The organism is Verminephrobacter aporrectodeae subsp. tuberculatae At4, from assembly GCF_000193225.1.
In the GTDB taxonomy this organism is placed as follows: domain Bacteria; phylum Pseudomonadota; class Gammaproteobacteria; order Burkholderiales; family Burkholderiaceae_C; genus Acidovorax; species Acidovorax aporrectodeae.
Window position 1 is genome coordinate 1 of the sequence record NZ_AFAL01000768.1, and the last position, 10,304, is coordinate 10,304.

Annotated in this window: 2 protein-coding genes; both read left to right on the forward strand. The window is 66.0% G+C overall.

Going from position 1 to position 10,304, the window contains the following annotated elements; translation table 11 throughout:
- A partial coding sequence (locus tag VTU_RS29230) for a choice-of-anchor U domain-containing protein (RefSeq protein ID WP_010108558.1) occupies positions 1-182 on the forward strand: 182 nt, incomplete at its 5' end.
- A 441-nt stretch (positions 183-623) separates the two neighbouring features.
- The coding region (locus tag VTU_RS30890) for an Ig-like domain-containing protein (protein WP_010108560.1) at positions 624-10,304 on the forward strand (9,681 nt) is incomplete at its 3' end.

A 10,304-nucleotide genomic window follows, 5' to 3' on the forward strand; every position in this document is an offset into this window, starting at 1 on the left:
GCGGCAAGATGGTGAGCGAGGGCGGGCGGCTGCGGCTGGACTTCGAGATCAGCGATGGCGGACCGTTCGACGCCGACGGCCAGGCCAACGGCGCCATTACCGCCCCCGGCGCCGCAGCGCAGATGCAGCTGTCCGTCGTGGGCCTGGCGTCCGATCTGGCGCCCAACGGGTTTTGGCTCTGACCCGCGCGCGGCCCCGGGTCGGGCAATCACCCGGCGCGCGCTCCGCGCATGCGCGCACGGGGCCCCGCGAGCAACCACCCCCGAAATAACCGGAGGCAAAGGGTGCCGGTCAACGCCCCGGGCCCAGGCGACTTGTCCGGTGTCCCGATAAGGACTTTTGCGTGCCTGCGATGGCTGCGGCGCAGCGGGCTGGGCGCAATAAATTACGCACTTTCAATTACGCTTTTGATTGCGGATTGAATTGCATATGTAATTACACATGTAATATCATTTGTAATAGAACTTGTACTCTCATTTGCACTTGATGGTATCGGCGTGCGAGTCTCCGGTGCGGGTTGTTAATGCGGTGAATGGAGCGGTTCACCGAGACGATAGAGCGGAAATTTCGTTACATGCTATTTTTTGCGTTATAACGGAATTATTTACTGAAGGATTTCCGCCATGGCCCACACCCACTCTACGGGTATCAGCAACCTCATCATTCTCATCAGCGACACGCATCTGACCGCTGGGGAGACCATGACGGTGACTTACGTGTTCAACGAAGCGCCGACCTATAACTACACAACGAGGGTGTCCTCCTTCAATCTCTCGAGTATGGCGACCCAGGACACACCCAACGGGGTTTTGTCCAACTTGGTCCAGAACTCGGAGAACGACCGGATATTCACCGCCACATTCACACCGAATGCGAACGTGGACAAGGCCCGCGGTCGCATCACCATGGACCTGAACGATCTCTGGGTGACGAAAGCGACGAAGCCTTGCGGGGTCTTCCAGTCCGTGGAGTACACCGTGGACACCATGCCGGCCAACGCGGTCCGCAACCCCAAGCTCAGCGACGTCACCATCAGCATCAGCAAAGACGCTCTGATCGGGGGGCGCTCCATGACGGTCACTTTCGAGTTCAACGGATGGCCGTTGGAGAGCAGTTTCTCGCTCGATGACGTGTCGGCGTCGCATGGCGAACTGTCCGACTTGGTCCGGGACCCGAACAACGCCAAGATCTACACCGCCACATACACACCGGATCACCACAAGAACAGGGTCGTGGGCCAGATCACGCTGGACTTGGCCAAACTCACGGATGCGGACGGCAACGCGGGCACCGGGGTGCGCCAGTCCAAAGAGTACACCGTGTACACCCTGATGCCGGCGAACTTCACGAACGTCTTCATCCGCCTTGGTGACAACTATTTGACCGCGGGCGAGACGACGACGGTGACTTTCGAGTTCGACGGATGGGCGTTGGAGGAGAGCTTCGCCCTCACCGACGTGAGTGCGCCCAATGGCGTCTTGTCCAACCTGGTCAGGGACTCGAACAACGCCAGGGTCTACACCGCCACGTTCACACCGAACGCGAACACGAACCGGGCCGTCGGCCGCATCACCCTGGACCTGAAAAATATCGCGGATGGGGAGGATACGGGTACCGAAGGCCATCCGGGAATGGGGGTGCGGCAGTCCATTGAGTACACCGTGGACACCATGCCGCGCAACGCGCAGAGCAACCCTGCCCTGGATCACGTGAGCATCCGCCTGAGCGACACGTTCCTGGGCAAGGACGAAAGCATGACCGTGACCTTCGAGTTCAACGGATGGGCGTTGGAGTCGAGTTTCACCATCAGCGACATCGTGGCGCCCCTTGGCGTCTTGCATGACTTGGTCAGGGCCCCGAACAACGCCAAGATCTACACCGTCAAATTCACGCCGCACAACAAAACGAGCAAGGCCGTAGGCCGCATCACGCTGGACCTGTCCAAGCTCCAGGACAGCGACGGCACTGCGGGCACCGGGGTGTACCAGTCCGCCGAGTACACCGTGGACAACTTGCCGTCCACCACCGACTTCAGCCGCGTCAACATCCGCATCAGCGACAGCCAGCTGACCGCGGGCGAGACCATGACGGTGACCTTCGAGTTCAACGGATGGCCGTTGGAGGAAAGCTTCGCCCTCGCCGACGTGGTGGCGACCCATGGCCGCTTGTCCAACCTGGTCAGGTCCACCGAAGACGCCCGGATCTTCACCGCCACGTTCACCCCGGATGCGAATGCGCGCGGGGTCCACGGCCGCATCTCGCTGGACCTGGCGAACGTCACGGACGGGCTCGGCAGCCCGGGCACCGGGGTGTACCAGTCCAGCGAGTACAGCGTAGAAAGCGCTGCGTCCAACAACGCGGGCACCAGGCTGAATCGCGTCAACATTCGCCTGAGCGACAACTACCTGAGCCGGGGCGAGGCCGTGACGGTAGTTTTCGAGTTCAACGCCGAGCCGGCGCAAGTTGACTTCCTGCGCCACGTGGTCTCGCCCCTGGGCACCCTGACCAACCTGAAATGGGACTACAACCACAACGAGAAGTTCTGCTCCGCCACGTTCACCCCGAACGTCAACATGGCCAAGGGCGTGGGCCGCATTTCCCTGGACCTGTCCAAGGTCACGGATGATGACGGCAATGCGGGCTCCGGGACGTACCAGTCCGCCGAGTACACCGTGGATACCGCGCGGCCCGAGCTCAGCATCACGCTCGCCGACACCCAGCTGAGTGCCGGCGAAACCACCACCGTCACCTTTGCTTTCTCCAAGGAAGTCAGCGCCACCAGCTTCAAGGCGGCCATCAACCTCGCGAATGCCCGGGGCACGCTGAGCGATCCCGTGAGCGCCGACGGCGGCAAAACCTGGACCGCCACCTTCACGCCCCTTGCCGACGTGCAAACCGCCAGCGGCGTGATCCGCGTGAACATCAGCGGCGTGCGCGACCCGCATGGCAACGTGGGCCTGGGCGACCCCGTCTCCAGCAACGCCTACACCGTGAGCACCGTGCGGCCCACGTTGGCCGCGACCGGCCACACCATCGACGACAACCGGCTCAGCGTGGGCGAGACCGCCTACATCAAAATCAAATTCAGCGAGCCCGTGACGGGCTTCGACGCCTCCGACGTGATCCTGGCCCCCGGCAGCGGCAGCGTGGGCCAAGTGTTCACCGCCTGGCAGCCCGCGGCCGACGGCAGCAGCGACACCTGGGAGGTGGTGCTCCATGCCCCCGGCGCCGGCGCGACGTCGACGAACAACCCGATCAGCGTGAACCTCGCGGGCGTCAGCACCCGCGGGGGCAGCACGGGCCAGGGCACCGTGGCCACGGGCCTGAGCTACAGCGTGGACACCACCCGGCCCACGCTGCTCAGCACGCGCATCAGCTACGACGCGGGCAAGACCGACACCGTTCTCAAATTCCGCGAAAACGCGCTGGTCAGCTTCACCTTCTCCGAACCGGTGACGGACTTTGGCCTGAACGACGTGCTGCTGGTGAATGGCCTGCGCGATGGCATGCTGTCGCACTTCACGTCCACCGGCGACGGCAGCGTCTGGACCGCGAACCTGAGCGCGCCGACGCGCAACATCACCTCGTCGAACAACACCTTTCGCGTGAACATGCGCGGCGTGACCGACCTGGCGGGCAACGCGGGCGAGGGGGTGGTTGCCACCGGCGTCAGCTACGGCATCAACACCGTGGGCACCACCGCGGTGCGCAGTCTGCTCATCGAGGACCGCCTCCTGGCTGCGAACGAGGAAACCACCGTCACCATCACCTTCACCAGCGCACTGGATGCAAACAGCTTCACGCTGGATGACCTGGAGATCATCGATCCCGTGACCCAGCGCAAGCAGGCGACCGATGGCCTGCGGGGAACGCTGTCGAACCTGCGCACCACGGACGGCGGAACCACGTGGAAGCTCACGCTCAAGTCCCCGGCTGCGGACAACACGAGCGGCAACCTCATCGCGCTCAAGCTGAGCGGCATAACCGATCGCGCGGGCAACGTGGTCAGCGGGGGCAACGTGCCCGGCGACACGACGGGGGGGACCTGTATAGCCTACAACCAGGCCTACACCAACGACAGCACCGCGCCCCAGATGGCCGGTATGGTGATCTCGAGCCGCTCCCTCGGAACCGGCGGCACCATCACCTTCACCGTCACCTTCGACGAGCCGGTGACGGGCCTCACCACCAGCGCCATACAGCTCTCCGCCGGCGCTTCCAGTGGCACGGTGTCCGGCCTGAACTCCAGCGACGGCGGAAGGACCTGGATCGTCACCATCAGCGCCCCGACGATCAGTACCACCGCGTCCAACGTCAAGATGAGCATCGCGAAGGAGGGAATCAGGGACCTCGCGGGCAACGCGGCCGGATCGGGCGAGTACCAGGCCGCCAGCGCGAACCTCTACGACGTCGACACCAGCGGCCCCGCTGCCCCGCCTGTCCAGCCTGGCCCGCTCACCGCGACCATCACGCTCGACGACAACAACCTCACGGCCGGTGAAAGCACCACCGTCACCTTTTTCTTCAGCAAGCGCGTGAACGGCTTCACGGCAAGCGACATCGTCCTCAGCCACGCCAACGGCACGTTGGACGCGCTCACGGAGCATGCAGACGACAGGACCTGGATAGCGACCTTTACGCCCGCAGCCAACGTCAACGCCAGCAGCAACACCATCCGCGTGAACCTCGCCGGCGTGACCGCCGCAGACGCGACGAACGCCGCAGGCGTCGGCCAGGCGAGCAGCAGCAACTACAGCATCAACACCGTGCGCCCCAGCGCCACGATCATGCTCGACAGTATCAGCCTCACGGCGGGCCAGATCACCATGGTCCGCTTCGCCTTCAGCGAGGCGGTCACGGGCTTCAGCGCGGAGGACGTCGTGCTCACCCACGCCAACGGCACGCTTGGCGCACTCCTCTCCACAGATACCGAAGGCAAGACCTGGACGGCGGCCTTCACGCCCGCGGAGAACACCGCAAACGCGAGCAACACCATCCGCGTGAACCTCGCGGGCGTGCGCAACGCCGCAGGCAACACGGGCGAAGGCCAGGCCAGCAGCGCCATCTACGTCATCGACACCGTGCCCGGGGGCACCGTGCGGCCCACGTTGGCCGTGACCGGCCACAGCATCGACGACAACCAACTCGGCATTGGCCAGACCGCCTACATCACAATCAAATTCAGCGAGCCCGTGACGGGCTTCGACGCCTCCGACGTGATCCTGGCCCCCGGCACCGGCAGCGTGGGCCAAGTGTCCGCCGCCTGGCAGCCCGGGACCGACGGCAGCAACGACACCTGGGAGGTGGCGCTGCATGCCCCCGGCACCGGCGCCGGCGCGACGTCGACGAACAACCCGATCAGCGTGGACCTCGCGGGCGTCAGAAACCGCGCGGGCCACACGGGCCTGGTCACCGAGGCCACGGGCCTGAGCTACAGCGTGGACACCACCCGGCCCAGGCTGCTCGGCACGCGCATCAGCCACGGCGCGGGCGAGACCGACACCGTTCTCACGCGCTACGAAACCGCCCTGGTGAGCTTTACCTTCTCCGAACCGGTGACGGGCTTTGGCCTGAACGACGTGCTGCTGGTGAATGGCCTGCGCGATGGCATGCTCTCGCACTTCACGTCCACCGGCGACGGCAGCGTCTGGACCGCGAACCTGAGCGCGCCGACGCGCAACATTACCTCGACGAACAACACCTTTCGCGTGAACATGGCCGGCGTGAACGACCGGGCGGGCAACGCGGGCGAGGGGGTGGTTGCCACCGGCGTCAGCTACGACATCAACACCACCTACCACGGCCCCACGGTGCGCAGTCTGGTCATCGCTGACCGCGTCCTGGGTCCGAACAAGACAACCACCATCACCATCGTCTTCTCCGACGCACTGGATGCAAACAGCTTCACGCTGGATGACCTGGAGATCATCGATCCCGGGACCCAGCGCAAGCAGGCGACCGATGGCCTGCGGGGAACGCTGTCGAACCTGCGCACCACGGACGGCGGAACCACGTGGCAGGTCACGCTCAAGACCCCGGCTGCCGACAACACGCGCGGCAACCTCATCGCGCTCAAGCTGCGCGACATCACCGATCGCGCGGGCAACGTGGCCACCGGGGGCAACGTGCCCGGCGACACGACGGGGGGGACCTACATAGCCTACGACCAAACCTACACCAACGACAGCACCCCGCCCTGGATGGACGATATGGTGCTCTCGAGCCGCTCTCTCAAAACCGGCGGAACCATCACCTTCACCTTCACCTTCGACGAACCGGTGACGGGCTTTACCACCAACGCCATACATCTCTCCGCCGGCGCTTCCAGCGGCACGATAACCAGCCTGAACCCCACCGACGGCGGAAAGATCTGGATCCTCACCATCCGCGCCCCGGATTTCAGTACCACCGCGTCCAACGTCAAGATAACCATCACGAAGGGGGGAATGAGCGACGCCCAGGGCAACGTGACCGGACCGGGCGGGATCCACGCCGCCGGCGCGAACCTCTACGACGTTGACACCCGCGAACCCGCTGCCCCGCCTCCGCCCCCGCCGCCCCCTCCACCCCCGCCGCCGCTCCCGCCGGTCCGGTCTGGCCCGCCGACCGCGACCATCACGCTCGCCGACACCAACCTCACAGTCGGTGAAACCACCACCGTCACCATCGTCTTCAGCAATCGCGTCAACGGCTTCACGGCGGACGACATCGTCCTCAGCGACGCCAACGGCACGCTCGGCCCGCTCACGGTGAATACCGACAGCAGGGCCTGGACGGCGACCTTCACGCCCACAGCCAACGTCAACGCCACCAGCAACACCATCCGCATCAACCTCGCCGGCGTGACCGCCGCGGACGCGGCGGACACCATAGGCGTCGGCCAGGCGAGCAGCGCCAGCTACAGCGTCCACACCGTGCGCCCCAGCGCCACGGTCACGCTGGGCAGTACCAGCCTCACGGTGCGCCAGAGCACCACGGTCCGCTTCGCCTTCAGCGAGGCGGTCACGGACTTCAGCGCGGAGGACGTCGTGCTCACCGACGCCAAAGGCACGCTCGGCCCGCTCACGGCGGATGCAGACGGCAAGACCTGGACGGCGATCTTCACGCCCGCGACGAACACCGCAAGCGCCAGCAACGTCATCCGCGTGAACCTCGCGGGCGTGCGCAACGTCCCGGGCAACACGGGCGAAGGCCAGGCCAGCAGCCCCAGCTACGCCATCGACACCAGGGCCGTGCGCCCCACGCTCACCATCACGCTGGCCGACACCGACCTCAGGATGGACGAAACCACCATCGTCACCTTTGTCTTCTCCGATGTCGTGAATGGCTTCACGGCAGAAGACATCATGCTCAGCGACGCCAACGGCACGCTGAGCCCGCTCCGGGCAAATGCCGACGGCAGAACCTGGACGGCGACCTTCCTGCCCACGCTCGACGTGCAGGACGCGAGCAACACCATCCGCGTGAACCTGGCCGGCGTGACCAACCGCGCAGACCGGGCAGGCGTCGGTCACGCCAGCAGCGCCAACTACGCCATCGACACCGCGGTAGCGCTCCCCACCGCCACCATCACGTTGGCCGACAACAACCTCACGACCGGCGAAACCACCACCGTCACCTTTGCCTTCGCCGAGCGCGTGCATGGCTTCACGGCGGAAGACATCGTGCTCAGCGACGCCAATGGCACGCTGGGCCCGCTCACGGCAAATGCCGACGGCAAAACCTGGACGGCGACCTTCACGCCCACGATCAACGTGCTCGACGGGAGCAACACCATCAGCGTCAACCTGACCGGCGTGACCCAGCGCGCAGGCCGGGCAGGCGTTGGCAACGCCAGCAGTGCCAGCTACGCCATCGACACCGCGCTACCCCCCAGCGCCACCATCACGCTGGCCGACACCAACCTCAGGATCGACAGAACCACCACCGTCACCTTTGTCTTCGCCGATCCCGTGAATGGCTTCACGCGCGACGACATCGTGCTCAGCGACGCCAACGGCACGCTGGGCCCGCTCACGGCGAATACCGACGGCAAAACCTGGACGGCGACCTTCACGCCCACGACCGGCGTGCAGGACACGAGCAACACCATCAGCGTGAACCTTGCCGGCGTGACCAACCGCGCAGGCCGGGCAGGCACCGGCAACGCCACCAGTGCCAACTACCAGATAGACACCAGCGAATCCACGCGCCCCACCGTCACCATCACGCTGAGCGACAGCGCCCTGAAGATCGGCGAGACCAGCACCGTCACCTTCCGCTTCAACGCGCCGGTCCTCGGCTTTACGGCCGACGACGTCGAGACCCCCAACGGCACGCTGGGGCCCCTGACGGCCGGCGCCGACGGCCGCACCTGGACCGCCACGTTCACCCCCACGGGCAATGTCGAGGACAGCAGCAACGTCATCACCGTAAACCTCACGGGCGTGACGAACACCGTCGGCCGCGCCGGGCTCGGCAGCGCCAGCAGCGCCAACTACCAGGTAGACACCCGGCGGCCCTCGGTGCTCTCCGTCACGCTCGCTGACGACAAGCTCGGCATCGGCGAGTCGACCACCGTCACCATCGTCTTCTCCGAAGCGCTGGACCGGAGCATGGCTCCCGCAAACGACAGGGCCTTCCAGCTGCGCGACCTGACGATGAACCCCGCGTCCAGCGGCGGCACATTCTCCGACCTGCGCACCGCGGACGGCATCACCTGGCAGTGCACCCTGACGGCCCCGCTTGCCGGCTCCCCGACGACCGGCAACCGCGTCCAGGTGAACCTCCCCGGCGTGGTCGATCTGGCGGGCAACCAGGGAGAGGGAACCCCGTCTTCCGCCCCCTTCAGCTACGACCTCACGCGCCCCACCGTCACCATCACGCTGGCCGACACCCAGCTCACCGTGGGCGAAACCACCACCGTCGTGTTTGCCTTCAGCGAGCGCGGCATCCGCTTTGCGCAGGAGGACGTCGTGCTCATCGGCGCCAACGGCACGCTGAGCAACCTCACCCCCGACTCCTTCGGCAGAAACTGGACCGCCACCTTCACACCCACGGCGAACGTGAGCGTCGCGAGCAACACCATCGGCGTGAACATGGGCCGCGTGCGCGACACCGCGGGCAACACGGGCGAAGGCATCACCAGCAGCGCCAGCTACCAGATCAACACCATCGACCCCACGCGCCCCTACGCCGCCATCACGCTGGCCGACACCCGCCTCACCCTGGGGGAGACCACCACCGTCACCTTCCGCTTCAACGAGCGCGTGACCGGCTTCACGAGCGCCCACGTCGTGCTCAGCGACGCCAACGGCACGCTCGGCCCGCTCACGGCGGACGCCGACGGCAAAACCTGGAGCGCCACCTTCACGCCCGCGGCGAACGTCGATGACGCGACGAACACCATCCGCGTGAACCTCGGCGGCGTGACCGGCGCCACGGGCCGCGCCGGCGAAGGCCGCGCCATCAGCGCCAACTACAGCGTGCACACCGCGCCGCTCAACGCCACCATCACGCTGGCCGACACCCAGCTGGCAATAGGCAAAACCACCACCGTCACCTTTGCCTTCAGCGAAACCGTCAGCGGATTCACCGCCGCCGACGTCGTGCTCAGCGACGCCAACGGCACGCTCGGCCCGCTCACGGCGAGTGCCGAAGGCAACACCTGGAGCGCCACGTTCACCCCCGCGGCGAACACCGAGGACAGCAGCAACACCATCCGCGTGAACCTTGCCGGCGTGACCAGCGCCACAGGCCAGGCCGGGGCAGGCCAGGCCAGCAGCGCCCACTTCAGCGTGGACACCGTACGGCCCTCCGTGCGCTCCGTCACGCTCGCCGACAGCAAGCTCAGCGGCAACGAATCGACCACCGTCACCATCGTCTTCTCCGAAGCGCTGAACCGGAGCCTGCCTTCCACGGACAGCAAGGCATTCACCCTGTCGGACCTCACGATGGACCCCGCGCCCAGCGGCGGCATCTTCTCCGACCTGCGCAGCACCGACGGCATCACCTGGCAGTGCACCCTGACGGCCCCGCCTCCCGTCGGCCTCTCGACGACCGGCAACCGCATCCGGGTGAACCTCTCCGGCGTGGTCGATCTGGCGGGCAACCAGGGAGAGGGAAGCCCGTCCTTCGCCTCCTTCAGCTACGACCTCGTGCGTCCCACCGTGCGCATCACGCTGGCCGACAGCGCGCTCACCGTGGGCGAGAGCACCACCGTCACCTTTACCTTCAGCGAGCCCGTCACCGGCTTCACGCAGGGCGACGTCGTGCTCACCGGCGCCAACGGCACGCTGGGCCCGCTCACGGCGAACGCCGAGCGC